Here is an 18,335-nt window from a genome sequence, read left to right on the forward strand (position 1 = left end):
TCCGGGGACGAACGGGTTTGGGAAGCGGGCCGGGGTGGCCTCCATGTCAGCGGAGCAAATTTCACCCCGCTCAGCCGATCACGCCGCCGTCGGGTGCGCCGCGCGCCATCAGCCGGCCGATCGCGTCGAACAGCGAATCCATCGCGACCGGCTTGAACAGCACCTCATCCGCGCCCGCCTCCAGGCAGCGCGCGCGCAGATCGTGGGCGGTATCGGCGGTGACGACGATGATCGGCATCGCCGCCTTGGCGTCTCCGCGCGCCCGGATGTGGCGAATCGCGCTCAGCCCGTCCATGCCCGGCATCCGCAGATCGACGAGCGCGACGTCGAAATCCTGTTGTTCGACCAGCGCGAGGCCCTGTTCGGCATCCTCGGCACCGACCATCGCGGCACCGGCCACGTCGAGCATGTCCTTGACGACGCGACGGTTCATCGCGTCATCTTCGATGAAGAGGACGTTCACGCGCGTCCGTCCAAGGTACGGGCGGGTTGTTTCGGTACTGAACTCATTCCTGCGAGGTTATCTTCTCATGCCGCGTGGGATACAACAGCCCCGTCACGAAATTCTGTTTCATGCCGCCCCGATATGGGAAACAGCCGATCGCGCAGTGCGGTTCCGGCGATCGGCTTGTCAATGATTGTATCAACACCAATCTCGCCGACCGCCATATCCTGTGCATCGCTAGCACGCCAGAGCAGCACCGTCTTGGTGCGATACGACATCGCGGTGGCGTTGAAACCGGCCATCACCGTCGCCAGCGGACCGGCCTCTGCGGCGGTATCGTCATCGACGATCGCGAGGCCGATCGGGCGCGTCGCGAGCAACCGCTCGGCATCGGCGATCGAGCCCGCGACCTCGATCCACGGCACGCACGGTTCGAACAAGGCGCGCATCATGCTGCGCGTGATCGGGTTGCGCTCGACGATCAGCAAGCCGCGATCGTCGGCGTCGGACTGCGCCTCGGCCGTATCGCCCTCCGCCTCGACCAGCGGCAGATCGACCGTGAAGGTCGATCCCTCGCCGGGCACGCTCTCGACCCGGACGTCGCCGTCCATCGCGCGCGCGAGGCTGCGGCAAATCGCCAGCCCCAGCCCGGTGCCGCCGAAGCGCCGCGTGGTCGACGTATCGGCCTGGTGGAACGATTCGAAGATCGTATCGAGCTTGTCGGCCTCGATCCCGATCCCGGTATCGCCGACGCTGATCAGCGTGCGGCGCCCGGCATCGCCATCCGTGGCGCGCGCGGCGAGAGTGATCCGGCCCCGGGCGGTGAATTTGAGCGCGTTGGCGAGCAGATTGAACACGATCTGGCGCAGCCGCGCGGCATCACCCATCACGCGCACCGGGCAATCGTTCAGATCGATCACGAAATCGATCCCCTTCGCGCGCGCCTGCTCCTCCCACATCCGCGCGACATCGCGCAGTTCCGCACGCACATCCATCTCGGCGTGCTCGATCGTCATATTGCCGGTCTCGATCTTGGCGACATCGAGGATATCGTCGACCAGCGCGCGCATCGTGATCCCGGCGCCGTGGACGATTTCGATCCGGTCGCGCGTCTCGGCGGCAAGCCGACGATCGGCAAGCATTACCTGGGTCATGCCGAGGATGCCGTTGAGCGGGGTGCGGATCTCGTGGCTGGTCGTCGCCAGGAATTCGGTTTTCGCCGCGAGCGCCTTGGCAAGCGCGGTATTCGATGCGCCGAGGTCGACATTGGCCGCGCGCACCTGGTTGCGGCTCCGGCGGATTGTGAACAGGCCGATGGTGAGCAAGGTCACCAGGATCAGCGTCGCCACCGCGACGCCGACGAAGATGATCCGCTGAAAGCGCGCGCTTTCGCGCTCGTATTTCACGCTGCGGCGAAGCTCCTCGGCCTTGAGCTGCGCGATCCTCAGGTTCTGGTTGGTATAATCGAACCGCGCCGCCATCAGCGCGGTGTTGGTCGAGGCCGCGAGTTGCGCGGTCTGGTCGTCGAGCCGCTTGAGCGCTTCGAGATGTTCGAGCGCCTCCTGCTCGTCGCCGCTCGCCTTGTAGATCTGGTACGCGGTCTCATGAAGGTCGCGATAGGCGAGCGTCGAGGTGTCGATATCGACATCGGCGAGCGCCCGGTCGATCAGCCGCCGCGCGCGCTCGACATGGCCCTGCCGCTGCGCGAGCGTCGCCGAAATGCCCAGGAATTGCGCGCGTGCGGTGGTGTCGCCGTCGGAACCCGCCAGCGCCAGCCCGCGATCGATCGCGCGCGCGGCCGCATTCAGATCGCCAAGTTCGATCTCGGTGCGCGCCATGTTGCGCAGAATGCGCCCCTGCTGCGACCGGCTGCCCATCTTCTCGGCGAGTGCCAGCGCCTGCTGGAACTGGACCAGCGCGTCGGCGCCCCGCTCCATCTGCTTCAGCGCGTTCCCCCGGCTGTTGTAGAGCGCGAGCAGCAGGTTGGGATCGCCCTGATAGATGTCGAGAACCTGATCGTAATAGCGCAGCGCGGTGGCATGATCGCTTGCCTGGACATAGAGCGAGGCGATCTGGAGCAGCGCGACCGCTTCCGCGCGGCGATCGTCGATCGCACGATAGATTTCGAACGCCTTGTGATAGTCGGCAAGCGCCGCCGCCACGTCTGGAATCGCCGAATGCACGCCGCCGCGCGACAGCATGATGTCACCGGCGAGCTTGGACGAGGGCGCGCGCTTGCTGACGGTGCCCCAGGCGCGATCGATCAACGGCCTGGCGCGATCGATCTCGTTGAGGCGGACATAGGCCTCCCCCTGCAACCATTGCGCCGTCGCAAGCGCGATCGCCCGATCGGGAACGGCAGGATCGCTGCGGATGCGCTTTTCGGCCGCCAGTGCCTGCACGGCAGCCTGCTCGGGATTGGCGAGCATCTCTCCCTTTGCCGAGGCGATCAGCGTCTCCACGGCGGCACCCGCGGGGTCGGGCCGCGACGGCGCGGCGACCCGCTCGGCATAAGCGGGCGCGATCACGACCGTTGCCGTCAATATTGCGAAAAGTGCGAGCAATGCCCGTAAAGACGCGCCGATCATGGCGCCATCGTCGCACAGGGGCGTTAAGACCTCGCTAAAGCGCCCGTCAGGCCCGCTTCCAGAAGCTCGCCGGGCGGACGAAAGTATCGCGCGGATCGACCAGCCGCTCGGGATCGTTGCCGCCGTCGAGGAACTGGCGCAGCGCATCGAAGCAAATCGGCCGGCTGATCAGGAACCCTTGCGCGATGTCGCACCCCATCACCGACAGCAGCGCCAGCGCCGCCTGCGATTCGACCCCTTCGGCGGTCACCTCCATCTCGAGCGCGTGCGCGAGATCGATCGTCGAGCGCACGATCAGCGGATCGCGGTTGCTGCTGGTGAGTTGCAGCACGAACATCTTGTCGATCTTCAACTCGCGCGCAGGCAATTGCTTGAGATAGGCAAGCGACGACAGCCCCGCGCCATAATCGTCGATCGCGATCGGGATGCCGATCTCGGCGAAGCGGCGCAAATGGCCGATCGCGGTATCGGGATCGCGGATGACCGAGGTTTCGGTGATCTCGAAGCCGATCCTGGCGCCCGATTCGGACACCAATTGGCACGCTTCCTCGACGAACGCGGTATCGGCGAGCAACTGGCCAGAAATGTTGATCGACAGCACGATATCGTGCCCGTGGCGCGCCAACCGCTGCTGGTCCTCGATCACCTGCCGCAGCGTCCACAGCGTCAGCGGCCCGATCTCGCGCGCTTCCTCCGCCACTTCGATGAAATCGCCGGGCAGGATCAACCCACGGGTCGGGTGCTGCCAGCGCACCAGTGCCTCGGCGCCCGCGACCTGCTGGCGGCGCAAATGCAGCTTGGGCTGATATTGCAGGAACATCTCGCCACGCGCGAGCGCATCCTTGAAATCGCGGGTCAGCGTCAGCCGGTCGAACGCCGGCGTGCCCCGCGACAGATCGCGCAGCACCGTGCGCTGCTCCGCGCGCGCCACCGCGATCGCCTCTTCGGCTTCCTCGATCAGGCGCGTCTCTTCGAGATGGCGCACCTGCCCCATCGCCGCGCCCCACAGCAGATCGATGCGATGCGGCTCGCCGTCGACGACGACCGGCACCTCGAACGCCGCGGCCAGGTCCGCAAGAACGGCTTCCGCCTCGGCGAGCCCGCAGACGTCGACCGTGACTTCCATCAACGTTCTGCCGACCGGCACGGCGTGCGCTCCGTCGATGCGGATCGCGACCCGCGCGACGAGATCGTCGATCAGATGATCGGCGCGCGGGGCGCCCACCAGCCGGCGGATGGCGGCAAAATTGGTGATCTCCCCAAGGCACAGCAGCCGCCAGCCCACGAACGGCAGATCGATCGCCTTGTCCCGCACCGCACCGCGCGACGGCGACAGGCAGATGCCCGAATAACGAGGACGTGGTGCGTGCCCGGCGTGCGCGGTCGCGGCTTCCAGCTCCACCGGCGTCGGGGCCGCCGACGCCAGCAAAGCGTGTTTGCGATGCGCCGTTCCGGCGATGGTCGATTCGCGGGCGTGCGAGCGGATCATCCTGCGGGCCTAGCGGCACACCCCTGAAGGAACCTTTAACCGCAAAAATGACCACCCGAAAAACGAACCCCCGTCCGGGGATGCCCGCGACACGGCGGATCGATTGCTTTATCCTTAAGATTCAGGTAATAATTCCTAACGCTCTGTTGAGCGTGAATCTGAGGGAGAAATCATAATGGCGAGCATGTTTTTCGTGGTCACCCACGGCGAGGAAATCCGCCCCTGGTAACCCGTTCTGATCCGGGAAGAGGCTGATTTCCGCTGATTTCTCAGCAAATCGGCCGCTCCCGGATCATATTTCTCGCGCCGTCAGGGCACCCATCGCCGCCACCTCCAGGCACTGCGGGAGCGCGTTGCCCTAAGCCGGATGTCGCCGATTCGTTCCTCTCGATTTCGAGAGGTTTTTTTATGTATTTTGCAGTCTGCGCCCGCGACTGACCGCCGCCGGGCCGATCACGGAACCCGCGCCGGGCGTCAGTTCACGTGGGTATCGGGCGGTGCCTGCGCCCGTTCGTCGCCGCCCATGCTCCAGCCGCCGCCCAGCGCCTTGAACAGCGACGCGGTGTCCTGCCGCAATTTGGCGTCGCTTGCCGCGATCTGCTCGCGCGTCGCCAGGATGTCGGTCTGCGCGTCGAGCAAGGCGTCCTGCGCCACGAAGCCGGTGCGATAGCGCGCCTGCGTGGCGTGTTCCGCCGCCTGCTTGTCGCTCAGCGCGCGGCGCAGTGCGGCCCCGCGATTGCGCTCGGCCGCGATCCGGGCCAGCGGGTCTTCCACGTCGCTTAGCGCCTGCAACACCGTCGTGCGATACATCTGATAGGCCTGTTCGCGATCCTCGCGCCGGATACCGACATTGGCCTTGCGCTTCCCCCAATCGAGCAGCGGGAAGCTGACCGCGCCCGAGCCCGTCGCCTGGATACTGTCGCTTTCGAACAGCGAGGCGAGCGAGGTCGAGATCAGTTGCGCCGCTCCCGTCAGGCTGAATTTCGGATAGAGATCGGCGACCGCGACGCCGATATCCGCGGTCGCGGCGGCGAGCTGGCGCTCGGCGGCACGAATGTCGGGGCGCCGGCGCAGCAGGTCCGACGGCAGCCCGGCGGGCACGACGGGCGCCGCCGCGAGCGCATCGGGCGCCGCCGCCAGCTCCGCGGTCAGCGCGCCGGGCACCTGCCCGGTCAGGATACCGAGCGCGTGCATCCGCACCCGGATATCGGCGCGCAGCGGCTCGAGCCGCGCCTCGGTCGCGGTCAGGCTGCCGCGCTGGCGGGTGACGTCGATATCGGGCACCAGCCCGACCTTGGCGGTATGCCCTGCAATCTCTAGCGCGCGGCGCTGATGCGCCAGTTCCTGTTCGACGATCCGCACCTGCTCCTGATCGAGCCGAAGCGCGAAATAGGCGTCGGCGACCTCGGCGGCGAGCGTCACCGCCGCATCGCGCCGGTTCCAGACCGCCGCATCGACCCGCGCTGCCGCGGCTTCCCTGCCGCGCCGCGCGCCGCCGAACAGATCGAGTTCCCAGCTCGCGTCGAAACCGAGCGCATAAGTGGTGATGCCGTCGCCGGGCAGCGCGATCCCGCCGCCATTCCCCGAATCCCCGCCGCCGAACTGGCGCGCCAGCGACGAGAAACCGGCGTTCTTGCTGAAATGGACATGGGTCGCGTTGCCGCTCGCATCGACGGTCGGCAAGCCGCGCGCGCCGGCGGCGATCTCCTGCAACCGCGCCTGGCGCACGCGCGACGCCGCAACCGCGATCGTCGGATTGTCGGCAAGCGCGCGGGTGATCAGCGCGTCGAGTTCGGGATCGCCGAACGCCTTCCACCAATGGGCCGGATCGATCTGCGCGCTCGCGCCGGCCGCGGCGGGCGCCTCCTGATAGGCGAGCGGCACCGCGATTTCGGGCGCATGATAATCGGGGCCGACCGTACACGCGCCGACGAGCAGCGCCGGGATCAGGCCTAGGGCGAGTTTCCAGGTCAATGCGCCATTCCTCCTCCACCGCCCCCGCCGCGCTTCGGGCTGCGCATCAACAGCGCGACCGGCGCGACGACCAGCACGACGATCATCAGCACATGGAACACGTCGAGAAAGGCGAGCATCGTCGCCTGCCGCTGGACCTGCTGATAGAGCACGGCCAGTGGCGTCATCGCGTCGCCGAACATGCCCTGCGCGTTGCCGAGCCACTGGGTATAATTTGGGTCGAGCGGATTGAGCCGTTCGACCAGATACGATTGATGCACCTGCTGGTATCCGGCGAGCAGCGTCTGCGACACCGAAATGCCGAACGTGCCGCCCAGATTGCGAAAGACGTTGAGCAGGCTCGATGCCTGCGCGGTCTTGGTCTGCGCCAGCCCGACATAGGCGATCGCGTTGATCGGCACGAACAGGAACGGCAGCCCGACCGATTGATAGAGCCGCGCCATCGCCGCGTCGGCGAACGAGATATCGGCGGTGAGATGCGCCATGTTCCACAACGCCCCCGCCTGCACGAGCAGCGCGGGGAACAGCAGGTATCGCACGTCGACCTTGTCCGAGAGCCTGCCTGCGAACGGCACCGCGACCAGCGTCGCCAGCCCGCCCGCCGTCAGCGCCAGCCCGGCATCGAGCGCGCTGTAGCCCAGCACCTGCTGCAACATCTGCGGGATCAACTGCGTGGTGCCGAACAGGATCATGCCCGTCGTCGCCATCACGAGGCACGTCAGCCCGAAATTGCGGTTTTTGAGCAGCTTCAGATCGATCACCGGATCGTCGTGATTAAGCTCCCACACCACGAGCGCGAGCAGCGAGACGACCGAGATCGTCGCGGTGGAGACGATCAGCCCGCTGGTGAACCAGCCCTCACGCTCGCCGCGATCCATCGTGATCTCGAGGAAGCCCAGCCCCAGAAAGATCAGGAGCACGCCGATATAATCGATCCTGAGACCCCGTTTGAGCAGGTTCGCGCGGTCTTTCCTGATCTGCTCGGGCTCGTCGACGAAAATCTCGACGAGCACCAGCGCGGCGATGCCGACAGGCACGTTGATCAGGAAGATCCAGTGCCAGCTCGAATATTCGGTGATGTAGCCGCCCAGCGTCGGCCCGAACACCGGCCCCACCACGACCACGATCGCGAACGCCGCGAACGCCATGCCGCGCTTTTCGGGCGGGAAGGTATCGGCAAGGATCGATTGTTCGACGGGCGCCAGCCCGCCCCCGCCGATCCCCTGGAACACCCGCGCCAACACCAGGGTCGTCAGGTTGGGCGCAAGCCCGCAGAGCAGCGACGAGATCGTGAACAGCGCGATCGAGATCATGAAATAGCGCTTGCGGCCGATCGCGTCGCTCAACCAGCCGCTGATCGGGATCACCACCGCATTGGCGACGAGATAGCTCGTCAGCACCCATGTCGCCTGATCGTTGGTGATCGAAAGCCCGCCCGCGATATGGGCCAGGCTGACATTGGCGATCGAGGTGTCGAGCACCTCCATGAAGGTCGGCAGGCTGATGATCGAGACGATCAGCCACGGGCTGTACGGCCCCGCCGCGGAACGCGTCGGCGTCCATTGATGCACCGCGGCGCTCGCCACCGATCAGCGCACCTTGACGGTCGGGATCGCCGACATGCCGGGGCCGATCGGATAATCGCGCGGATCGGGCGCGTCTTTGGTGTCGAACACGATCCGCACCGGCACGCGCTGCACGACCTTGACGAAATTTCCGGTCGCGTTCTGCGACGGCAGGATCGCGAACGCCTGCCCCGCGCCGCGCTGCACCGAATCGACATGCCCTTCGAACGCGACATCGGGGAAGGCGTCGATCTTGATCGATACCGGCTGGCCGACGCGCATCAGGGTGAGCTGCGTCTCCTTGAAATTGGCGGTCACCCACATTTTGTCGGGCACGATCGCCATCAACTGCGATCCGGGTGCGACATAGCTGCCAACATTAACCTGCCGGTTGACGACCTGCCCCGAGACCGGCGCCGTCAGCTTGAGATCGCCCAGCGTCACTTTGGCTTGTTCGACCTGCGCACGCCGCGCCGCAACGACCGCTTCGGCGGCCTTTACCTGCCGCTCGGCGACCGCGACATCGGCGCCCGCGCTCTCGATCGCCTGCCGCGCCGCCGCCGCCTCGGCCGCGGTGGTGCGGGCCTGCGCGCGCGCCTGATCGAGTTGCTGCCCGGCGACCGCGGCGGGATCGAGCTTCTGCAACGCCTGATAGCGCGTCAGATCGTTCGCCGCCTTCTGCGCGCTGGCGACCGGTGCGCGGGCCTGCGCCGTCGCGCGATCGCGTGCCGCCCTGGCGGCGATCACCTGCGCCTTGGCCTGCTCGGCCTGCGCGATCGCCTGCTGGACGCCCGCCTCGGCTTCGGTGAGCTGCGCTTCGGGGCCGGAGGGCTCGATCACCGCGAGCAGCCGCCCCGCCTCGACATGGCGATTGTCGAGATCGGCGACCGCCTTCAGCGTGCCCCCCACCGTCGGCGCCAGCCGTACGATGTGCGCATCGACATAGGCGTCGTCGGTCGATTCATATTGCCTCGCGTTGAGATAATAGAGCAGCCCGCCGATCACGATCGCGGCGACCACCACGATCAGGATAATCCAGAACAGCGGCCGCCTGAACAGCGACGGCTTCTTCGCGCCCTCGCCTTCCGCCCCATCGTCGCGGCGGTCGCCATCGTGCAGTTGCGCATCGTCACTCATGATTGCCCCTGTTCGGAAATCAGCCGGTCGAGAACGGCGTCGGTGTTGGCGGCGATGCGCGCCTTGAAGGACGGGATGAAATCGGGATCGTCGAGCGGCCCGCCGAGCAGGCGCCCGCACATCGCGCGCGCGGCGCGGATCACGATCACCTGGCCGAACAGCGTCACCACCGCCAGCCGCGCGGCCGCATCGTCCGGCGCGCCGGTGGCGATGCGGACGAGCGTGACGAGCGTGCCCAGATTGCGCCCCATCGGCCCCGCCCAAAGCCGATCGAACGCGGCGGTGGGATTCATCTGTTCGCGCACGATGAACGGCGCCCAGGCTTCGCTGCGCGGGCCGGCGAGTTTATCGATAAAGCCGGCGAACGCCTTGTGGATCGCCAACCGCGCCTCGTCGGGCGTCTTCGGCCGGCTACCCCCCTCGATCGACACGCCATCGTCCATCTGCGAGACGATATAATCGGCCGCGGCCAGATAGAGCCCTTCCTTGCCGCCGTAATGATAGGTGATCGACGACATCGCGGTGCCCGCCGCCTTGGCGATCCCGCGCGTGCTCGCGCCGTCCAGCCCCTTGCGCCCGAACTCGCGCACCGCCGTTTCGAGGAGCCTGTTCTGAATCATGGCGGCGGCCGTTAGTTCGTTCGAACGAACAAGGCAAGTATTTGGTGTAACGGATCGCGCCGAAGCGCCCCGTGCGACAGCCGGAACGCACGCCGGAACGCTCGAATCACCGCCCGGTCAGGCGGCGCGCGCGGAGGCCGGGTCTGGGTTGGAGAATTCCATCGAATCGTCGATCGATCCGAATTTGAGCGCCATCAGATCGAGCGCATAATTCTGGTGCAGCTTCCACGGCTTGCGATCGCCCTGCTTGGGCAGTTTGTGAAGCGCGCGCTGGACGTAGCCCGAGGTGAAATCGAGGAACGGCTCCTCCCCCACCTCGTCGCCGATCCGCGGCGTCGCCTGCCGCATGCCCCGCGCCTTCATCGTGTTGAGCAGCCGGCAGACATAGCCCGCCGTCAGATCCGCCTTCAGCGTCCACGAGGCATTGGTATAACCGAACGACGACGCCAGGTTGGGCACATCCGAGAACATCATGCCCTTGTAGTTGAGCGTCTTGGCGATATCGGTCGCCACGCCGTCGATCGTGAAGACGACATCGCTGAGCAACTGCATTTCGAGCCCTGTCGCGGTGACGACGATATCGGCCGCGATCTCGGTGCCCGAGGTCAATTTGATCCCGGTTTCGGTGAAGGTGTCGATCGTGTCGGTCACGACCGCGGCGCGGCCTTCGCGAATCGCGACGAACAGATCGGCGTCGGGCACGAGGCACAACCGCTGGTCCCACGGATTATAGCGCGGCGTGAAATGCGTGCCGACATCGTATTCGGGGCCAAGCTCGGCCTGCACCATATCGATGATGCGCGCCTTCACCTTGGCGGGCTTGCGCCGCGCGAGCTTGTAGAAATACATGCCGAACAGCACGTTGCGCCAGCGCACCAGCCCATAGGCGAGTTTGGCGGGCAATTTGGCGCGCAGCCAGTTGGCGAGCCCATCCTCGGCGGGGCGCGACACCACATAGGTCGGCGAGCGCTGGAGCATCGTCACCTGCGCGGCCTGCTTCGCCAATTCGGGCACCAGCGTCACCGCGGTCGCGCCCGATCCGATCACGACGACCTTCTTGCCCGCGTAATCGAGGTCGTCGGGCCAGAATTGCGGATGGACGATGCGGCCGTGGAAGCGATCGGCACCCGCAAGCTCGGGCGCATGGCCGCGCGCGTAATTGTAATAGCCCGCGCACATGAAAAGGAAATTGCAGGTGATCTCGATCGCCTCGCCGCCTGTCCCGCGCGCCTTCACCGTCCAGCGCGCGTCCGCACTCGACCACGACGCCGCCTCGACATGCGTATCATAACGTATGTGCCGATCGATCCCGTTCTCGCGCGCGGTCTCGCGGATATAGTTGAGGATCGACGGCCCGTCAGCGATCGCCTTCGCCTCGGTCCACGGTTTGAAGGCATAGCCGAGCGTGTACATATCCGAATCGGATCGGATACCCGGATACCGAAACAGATCCCACGTCCCGCCGCTCGCGCTGCGGCTTTCGAGGATGCGATAGCTGCGATCGGGGCATTCGGTCTGCAAATGGCGCGCCGCGCCGATGCCCGAAAGCCCGGCGCCGACAATGATCACATCGACATGCTCGCTAGCCATCCATACCGTATATTCAGTTTTGATGTGCAACGCAAAGATAATTGGCTCCTCGTCATGCCGGACTCGTTCCGGCATCCAACCATCCGCGAGCGTTACCGATTGGGGCGCGTTGGCCCCCGGAACAAGTCCGGGGTGACGTAGCCTCAATAATCCTTCTTGTAGCGCAGCGTGACGTTCGAGCCGCCGAACGAGCCCGTCTGCGACAGCACGCTCAGCGCCTTCGACAGCGCGATCTCGAGCTGGGTCGCGGTGAAACCGCGCGCGTCGGTGATGATCTCGATATAGATATCGTCGGTCAGATACTTGCCCGCCGCCAGCGCGGTGCCGCGCCCGCCCGCCTCATCGGCGCCGAGGATGCGCAGCCGATCGATCCCGGTCGCCGAGCGCAGCGTGCCGAGCGGGTTGAGCCCACCCCCGCCGCCACGCAGCGAATTGAGTGCGGCGGCAAGCTGGATCGCCTCGGTCGCGGACAGATTCTCCGGCGAGTTGCCGAACAGCAGCCGGCTCAGCACCTCGTCCTGCGGCATTTCCGGCGTCGAGGAAAAGGCAATGTGCGGATCCTGCGCGCTGCCGGTGATCGCGATCGTCGCCTTGATGTCTTCCTGCTCGGTGGTCGCGGCAATGTCGATCTGCGGGTTGGTGAGCGCGCCGCCCTCGAAACGCACGATCCCGTGATCGACATCGAACCGCTTGCCCGCAAACGAATAGGTGCCGCGCACCATTTCGAGCGTGCCGCTGATCCGCGGGTCGCTGGTGGTGCCGCGCACGCGCAGGTCGCTCTTCCATTCGGATTCGAGCCCCATGCCCGAGACGAAGATGCGGTTGTCCGCCTTGACGTTGATGCGCAGGCGGAAACGGCTCGGCACGCCGCCTTGCGCCGATTCCTGCTGCGGCGCGGCACCCTTGCGGCGCACGCCCTGGAGTTCAGGCACGTCCGCCGCGCCTTGCCAGATGATCTTGTAGCGCGCCTCCGGAATCGTCAGGTCACCCGCGATCAGCCCGCCGCGTTCGGCGCCGTTGGTGACGCGCAGCGTGCCACTCGCGGTCGCGCCCAGCGCATCGCTCTTGGCGAGTTGCGCATTGTCGAGCTGCGCGGTGATGTCGATGGGGAAGCCGCTGTCGGCGGCGAAGCCCACCGATCCCTGCGCCGAGACGCTGCCCTCGCCCGCGCGCGCCTGCAGCGTCGTGATCTCGAACCGGCTCGAGGTGAAACGGCCTTGCAGCTTCATATTCGTCAGCCGCGTGCCGTAGGTCTCGTTGGTGTAGGTGAGGTTGTCCGCGCGCACCACGCCGTTGAAATCGGGCGCGCGTAGCCGCCCGGAGAAATCGACCCCGACCGCGATCGGCCCCGTCAGTTGCTGGCCCGGCAGCGCGGCAAGGCTGAACAGCACCGCAGAGGGGCCGCTGTAGCGGATGCCACCGGATAGGGGCGCGCCCATCAGCCGTTCGCTCCACGATCCCGCGCCTGGCGGCAGCGGCGACAGCCGCGCGACCATCCGCCCGATCGTGGTCGGGCCGCGCTTGAACAGCGCGCGCGCATCGCCGCCGTCGGGCAACAGTCGGCCGTTGAGCACCACGTCGACCGGGGTCGACACCGCCGCGATCCCCGATCGCGTGAAGTTCGCGATGTTGAGCCGCGCATCCATCTGCGGGAAGGTGGCCGCATCGGGCTGGCTGAAATCCAAGCTGCCCGTCGCCGCGCCGCCGATGTTGAGATCGGGCACGAAGGCGTTGAGGATCGACAGATCGAGCTTGTCGAGCCGCGATTGCACCGCCATCCCGCTGCCGTAGCTGCCCGCTAACCGCAGCGATCCCTTGTCGAAATCGATCCGCGTCGGCGCCAGCCGATAGGTGTCGTCGGCGGCGGTGATGTGTGCAGGATTGGCGGTCGCGAAATTGATCCCGCTTGCCATGCCCTTGAGCGCGACGAGATAATCGTTGGGGTTGAGCCGCGCGTTGGCGGCGATGCGGAAAGGCACGCCGTTCGATCCGTTGGCGACGAGCTGCGCGGTGCCGTTTCCGCCTTTGTAGTTCACCTTGGCGCGCGCCTCGGCGATCGTCGTCACGCCGTAGCGCAGGTCCGCCACCTGCGCGTCGGCAACGATCGACGGCGCGGCGGGGTAGAGGATCGCGGTTCCCGTGATGATCGCGCGGCCAATCGTAAAATCGACCGCGCCGGGGATTTTGGCGGCAAAAGCGCGCGCGTTGACATCGGCGCGCTGGACGTCGCCCGCCGCGGCAAGCTGCACCCGACCGTTCAGCCCCGAGCCTGCGAAATCGAGCGCGCCCGCGAATGGTCCGGCCGCGGTCTGTTGCACCCGTCCGTGGAAGTCCACGCCCGCGAACAGCAACTTGTTGACGTCCACGGTCAGCGCGTTCCCCGGCCGCACCAGCACGTCGGCGCTGAACGGCCCGTAATTGGTGCCGCCGGTCGCGAGTACCGCATAGGCACCATCGCGCCCACGCACCCGCGCCTCGAGATCGACCAGCCCCACGCCCACGCCCGGTCGCGGCGCGCGCAACACCACCTGCGGCGATGTCGTCGTGCCCGTCACCCGCGCGGTGATCGGGCCGTATTGGGTCGACGTGGCATTGGCGTTGAACAGGATGCCGCCCGCCGGATCGTAGCGCCCGCTGCCCGAGGTGATGCGGAATTGCGGCGCGCTCAGCCGCAGCCGTTCAAAGGTGACGATCCCTTCGGGGCTGTAGCCCACGTCGGTCGAGACCAGGGCGTTGCCGCCCAGGAAACTCCGCACGCCCGAATTGAAGATCTGCGACGTGCGCGCGACGACATGCCCCGCGATCCCGAACCCGCCCTTCGCGCCCGGCACCAGATGCGCGTCGGTCGTCAGGTTGACGATCCCGATGCTCTCGATCCGGTAATCGTTGACCCGCCCCTTTAGCGCGCCGGTATAACGCCCGGTCGAGACATTGGCGGCGATGATCGCGGTCGCGTCGATCTTGTCGGAGCGGATCTTGAGATTGTCGGAGAGGATCTGCGGCCCCGTGATCGCGAGATCGCCGTTGATCCGCACGTTGGTGAGCAGCCCGCCGGCCGCCGCGTTGAGCCCGCTCACGCGGCGCGCGCGCGCGTCGATCGGGATCAGGATGCGATCGGCATCGACCCGCGCCAGCCCGCTCGCATAGACTTGCTCGACCACCGTATCGCCGAAGCCGATCGCGGCGGCGCGCACGACATAATTGACCGTCGGTGTCGCCATCGACCCATCGAGCGCGAGGCTCGCCATCACGTCGCGGCCATTCAGGTTTTCGGCGATCGCGCCGGGGGTCAGCAGCCGCGCATCGACACGGAAATTGTCGAACCGGCTATTGCCGAAATCGATCAGCCCCTGCGCCGCGACCGCCAGCGCGGCCGACCGCAGCCGAAGCTGGCTGTCTGCCTTGCGTTCGTTGAGCGTGGTATCGAGCGCGATGTCGAGCTGCGGCGCGGTCAGCCGCTCGACCGGCCCGGCCATGTAAAGCCCCGGATGCGCATTGCCGCGCACCTTGATCGCGCCCTCATGCGCGGCGAGATCGAGGTCGAGCAGCGACGCGCCGCCGAGCGTGGCGCTGGCCTTGCCGGCCCATGCCTTCCAGTCGCCGCGCCCGGCGAGCGTGAACGTCAGCGGCTTCTTGACCCCGGTATAGCCCGCGACCGCGCCGTTGGCGGGCGCCACCAGCCGCACGTCGGCGGCGAGCCGGTTGTCGTCGGGCACCGCATCGAGCACGAGCTTGAGCCGATCACCGCCCACCGCATCGGCGGCATTGAGCGTGGCGGCGTCGACATTCAATTGCGCGCGCCGATCGGCGATATGCGCGTCGCCGGCGATGCGGATGATGCGCTTGGCGCCGGTGAAGCTCGGGGCGAGTATGAAGCGATCGATCTTGAGCTGGTTGACGTCGATATCGATGTCGGGAAGCAGCGGCGCGTTTTCCTGGGTCGGCTGCACGATGAACTCGGGCGAGCGCTGCAACGTTACCAGCGGGCTGGTGAGCGCGCGCACGTCGATATGGTTGTTCAGATATTCGAACGGCCGCCAGTCGATCGCGAGCTGCGGCGTGGTCAGGAACACGCCCTTGGGGTCGCGCACGCGCACGTCGCGCAGCTCCATCTTCCCGTAGATCGATCCCTCGATCCGCCCCACCTGCACGTTGAGCCCGGTCGCGGTGGTATAGGCGCCGATCTGGTTGACCAGGAAGCGCTTGCCCGGCCCGGTATTGAGCCCGAGCAGGATCGCGGCCGCCAGCACCAGCAACCCCAGGATCGCGACGCCGATCCATTTGAGCAGGCGGAACCACAGCGGCCGCTTCTCTACGACCACCGTCTCGGTCGCGCCTTCACTATCGCCGATCGCGTCGTCCCCGGCCATCAGAACGCCTGCCCGATCGAGATATAGAGCGCGATCCGCCCGTCACCCGGCCGCGGATTGAGTGGCGTTGCCACGTCGATCCGAAGCGGCCCGAAATTGGTATAATAGCGCGCGCCGATCCCCGCGCCGAACCTGAGGTCGGAGCCTTTGGGGAAGGTGCTTTCGTACGCATTGCCGGCATCGACAAACGGCACGATCCCGAAATTGCCGAACCGATAGCGCGCCTCGAGCGCGAATTCGTTGATGCTGCGCCCGCCGACCGGATCGCCGTTGGGATCGAACGGCCCCAGCCGTTGATAGCCGTAGCCGCGCACCGATCCGCCGCCGCCGCCGTAATAGCGCCGCGAGGGCGCCAGATCGTCGCGGTCGATCCCGAAGATCGAGCCTGCGCGCACGCGCCCGGCGATCGTCAGGCTGTCCGACACCGGATAATAAGCGCTCGCCTCGACCAGCGTGCGCGCATAGGGGCGCACCGCCCCGCGCACCGACGTCTCCGGGCTCAGCACCAGCTTGAGCCGGTAACCCGTCGTGGGGTTCATCAGATCGTCCGAGGTATCGAACTGCACCTGCCCCGGCAGCGCGAGGATGCCGTAGGTGCCGCGTTTCCGTTCGCCGGCGGCGAAATCGTAGACGCTTTCGTTGGTGCCGATCAGGTCGACGCCGTAGGAATAGGTGAACTTCTTCTGCCAGATCGGCGTCGAATCGTAGCTCCACCGCGCCGAGAGCGTGCCGGTGAAGGCATCGAACGCGTCGTAATTGGAATGATCCGCGCGCGCGATCAGCGAGAAGGTCTTGTCGCGCCGCCCCGCATTGGATCGCCGGAAGGTCACGCCCGCGCCCTGCTGCTGCGTGCCCAGGATGCCATCGACGATCAGCGCGCCCTCAGGCGGGAACAGGTTGCGATGCGTCCAGCTTCCGCGCACCTGCGCGCCTTCGCCGGTGTTGTAGCCGATCGCGCCCGCCAGCGTGCGCGGCGGCCCGGCGTTCTGCCGCACGACGAAATCGACGCGTTCGGTATCGTCCGGCCCGGGCTCGTGGCTGCGCCGCGGGATCACCGACACGGTCGAGAACAGCCCCGTCGCCACCAACGCGTCGCGCAGGTCATCGACCTTGCGGCTGTCGTAGAGGTCGCCCGCCTCGAACCGCTTGAGCACGTCGACATGCTCGGCATCGAAGGCGAGATCGCCGCGCGTCGAGATCGTCCCGAACGACGATCGTGGCCCGGTATCGACCGGGAGCGTGTAATCGCCGACATAAGTCTCGCCGTCGAGCAGGATGTCGCGCGTGCCGAGCTTGACGAACGGATAGCCCATCTGCGGCAGCGTGAGGCTGACATTGGCCTCGGCGCCCTGAATACGATCGGCCTCGATCGGGTCGCCGGCCTTGAGCGGCAGGTTGGTGCGGATCAGATCGGGCGGCACGGTCGGCGCCGCCTTCACCGCGATCTCGCCCAGCTTGTAGAGATGTCCCGGCGTCGCCGACAGCGTCACGCTGACGCGGCCGGGCTGGTTCGGCACTTGGTCGATCGTCGAGATCGCGCTCGCATCGTAATAGCCGCGCGCCTTCATGATGCGCACCGCGAGCGCCTCGTCCTCGCGCGCGCGCGCCGCGATCATCGCCGCGTTCGCCGCCTTGCCGTCACCTTCCTCGAGCGCGGAGAGCGAGCGGAACTGATCCTCGGCATCGATCTCGTCGAGGCCCTTCACCACCACGCCGTAGCGGATTTCCACCGCTTTCTGGTTCGCGCCTTCGTCGGCGACCTCGGCCGGCGGCGTCGCATCGAAGGTCGAGAGCGGCGGCAATGGCTGCGCGAGTTCGGGATCCTGCGCCGGCGCCGCACCGAGCGCGTCGGAAGCGGCGGCCTCGGGCGTGCCGGGCACCTGCTGCACCATCTCGCCGGGCGGCGTCGTCTGCGGCTGATCGAGTGTCGGCATCGCCTCGAGCGGCGCGTTCAGATCGTCCGACAGCGGCGGCAGCGCGTCTTCGAACGTGGCGTCGGGGATGATCGGGGCGGCGGCCTCGGTGGTGCCGTCCTCGGGCGCGGTCTGCATGGCGGGGGCCGCTTGGCCGGGCTCGACCGGATCGGGGGTGACCTGCGCGAACGCCGCCAGCGGGACCATCGACACGCCCGCCAAAGCCGAAATCGCGAAACCCCTATACCCCACGAATACTCCGTTTTGCCGTCGCGGCGCCAGCACGCGCGCGACCGATCCCTGTTCGCACCTGCAACGAGCGAAGCGTGTTTTCGCTCCTCAGGCAAGCGCAAAACGTTGAAATCGGCTCCTCCCGCCGCAGCGTGCACGGAACCGCTCAGGGGCTTGCGCGTCGTGCGATGCTCATGCCGTTCTCATCGATCTATCCCTGGCAACACAAAGCACAGCGCGACCTTGAGGCCCGGCTGTTCGCGCAGGTCGAGGCGGCCACCTTTCCCTGCGTCGACACCAAAGCGGCGCTCGCCAGCAACGGCGGCAGCTTCAAACCGATCGACTACCGGATCGAGCGGACAGGTCGCGCCCTATAGCCCCTCCGTCACCCCGGACTTGTTCCGGGGTCCAAC

The 18,335-nt window shown here is 66.8% G+C and carries 11 protein-coding genes; 1 reads left to right on the forward strand and 10 read right to left on the reverse strand.

The genetic code is table 11. The features are described from left to right. Window positions 1–70: 70 nt before the first annotated feature. The 10 genes from DFR49_RS07670 to DFR49_RS07715 form a co-directional block, all read right to left on the reverse strand. Window positions 71–463: a response regulator gene (locus tag DFR49_RS07670; protein WP_119035019.1), complete on the reverse strand. Its 393-nt coding sequence runs from the start codon at window positions 461–463 to the stop codon at window positions 71–73. Between the two features lie 65 nt (window positions 464–528). Further along, window positions 529–3,033, reverse strand: coding sequence for a tetratricopeptide repeat-containing sensor histidine kinase (locus tag DFR49_RS07675; RefSeq protein ID WP_170150956.1), 2,505 nt, complete (start codon window positions 3,031–3,033; stop codon window positions 529–531). A gap of 46 nt (window positions 3,034–3,079) precedes the next feature. Then, window positions 3,080–4,522 (reverse strand): EAL domain-containing protein, encoded by a 1,443-nt coding sequence (locus DFR49_RS07680; RefSeq protein ID WP_119035021.1) that lies wholly within the window; start codon window positions 4,520–4,522, stop codon window positions 3,080–3,082. 474 nt (window positions 4,523–4,996) lie between these two features. Next, window positions 4,997–6,496, reverse strand: coding sequence for an efflux transporter outer membrane subunit (locus tag DFR49_RS07685; protein WP_119035022.1), 1,500 nt, complete (start codon window positions 6,494–6,496; stop codon window positions 4,997–4,999). Further along, entirely contained in the window at window positions 6,493–8,082 is a 1,590-nt protein-coding gene (locus DFR49_RS07690; RefSeq protein ID WP_119035023.1) for a DHA2 family efflux MFS transporter permease subunit, read from the reverse strand. The genes DFR49_RS07685 and DFR49_RS07690 overlap by 4 nt, the downstream gene beginning before the upstream one ends. A gap of 3 nt (window positions 8,083–8,085) precedes the next feature. Further along, a complete protein-coding gene (locus DFR49_RS07695) occupies window positions 8,086–9,198 on the reverse strand; it encodes an HlyD family secretion protein (protein WP_119035024.1) in 1,113 nt (370 codons plus the stop codon). Continuing rightward, a complete protein-coding gene (locus tag DFR49_RS07700; protein ID WP_119035025.1) occupies window positions 9,195–9,818 on the reverse strand; it encodes a CerR family C-terminal domain-containing protein in 624 nt (207 codons plus the stop codon). Before DFR49_RS07700 ends, DFR49_RS07695 begins: the two co-directional genes overlap by 4 nt. Window positions 9,819–9,935: 117 nt before the next feature. Continuing rightward, on the reverse strand, window positions 9,936–11,408 hold the full coding sequence (locus DFR49_RS07705) for a flavin-containing monooxygenase (protein ID WP_119035026.1): 1,473 nt from the start codon (window positions 11,406–11,408) through the stop codon (window positions 9,936–9,938). 143 nt (window positions 11,409–11,551) lie between these two features. Further along, on the reverse strand, window positions 11,552–15,778 hold the full coding sequence (locus DFR49_RS07710) for a translocation/assembly module TamB domain-containing protein (RefSeq protein ID WP_119035027.1): 4,227 nt from the start codon (window positions 15,776–15,778) through the stop codon (window positions 11,552–11,554). Further along, window positions 15,778–17,898: an autotransporter assembly complex protein TamA gene (locus tag DFR49_RS07715; RefSeq protein ID WP_119035028.1), complete on the reverse strand. Its 2,121-nt coding sequence runs from the start codon at window positions 17,896–17,898 to the stop codon at window positions 15,778–15,780. The genes DFR49_RS07710 and DFR49_RS07715 overlap by 1 nt, the downstream gene beginning before the upstream one ends. A 119-nt stretch (window positions 17,899–18,017) precedes the next feature. On the opposite strand from DFR49_RS07715, the gene DFR49_RS07720 reads away from it, so the two are divergent. Further along, window positions 18,018–18,299, forward strand: a complete 282-nt coding sequence (locus DFR49_RS07720; protein ID WP_147373670.1) for a hypothetical protein — start codon at window positions 18,018–18,020, stop codon at window positions 18,297–18,299. Window positions 18,300–18,335 lie beyond the last annotated feature (36 nt).

Source organism: Hephaestia caeni, from assembly GCF_003550065.1.
GTDB lineage: Bacteria > Pseudomonadota > Alphaproteobacteria > Sphingomonadales > Sphingomonadaceae > Sphingomonas > Sphingomonas caeni_A.

Bases quoted from the DNA above. Each gene is read 5' to 3' on its own strand.
- DFR49_RS07680 (WP_119035021.1), bottom strand. From the start codon at position 4,522: ATGATCCGCTCGCACGCCCGCGAATCGACCATCGCCGGAACGGCGCAT.
- DFR49_RS07695 (WP_119035024.1), bottom strand. From the start codon at position 9,198: ATGAGTGACGATGCGCAACTGCACGATGGCGACCGCCGCGACGATGGG.
- DFR49_RS07705 (WP_119035026.1), bottom strand. From the start codon at position 11,408: ATGGCTAGCGAGCATGTCGATGTGATCATTGTCGGCGCCGGGCTTTCG.
- DFR49_RS07710 (WP_119035027.1), bottom strand. From the start codon at position 15,778: ATGGCCGGGGACGACGCGATCGGCGATAGTGAAGGCGCGACCGAGACG.
- DFR49_RS07700 (WP_119035025.1), bottom strand. From the start codon at position 9,818: ATGATTCAGAACAGGCTCCTCGAAACGGCGGTGCGCGAGTTCGGGCGC.
- DFR49_RS07715 (WP_119035028.1), bottom strand. From the start codon at position 17,898: ATGGTCCCGCTGGCGGCGTTCGCGCAGGTCACCCCCGATCCGGTCGAG.
- DFR49_RS07675 (WP_170150956.1), bottom strand. From the start codon at position 3,033: ATGATCGGCGCGTCTTTACGGGCATTGCTCGCACTTTTCGCAATATTG.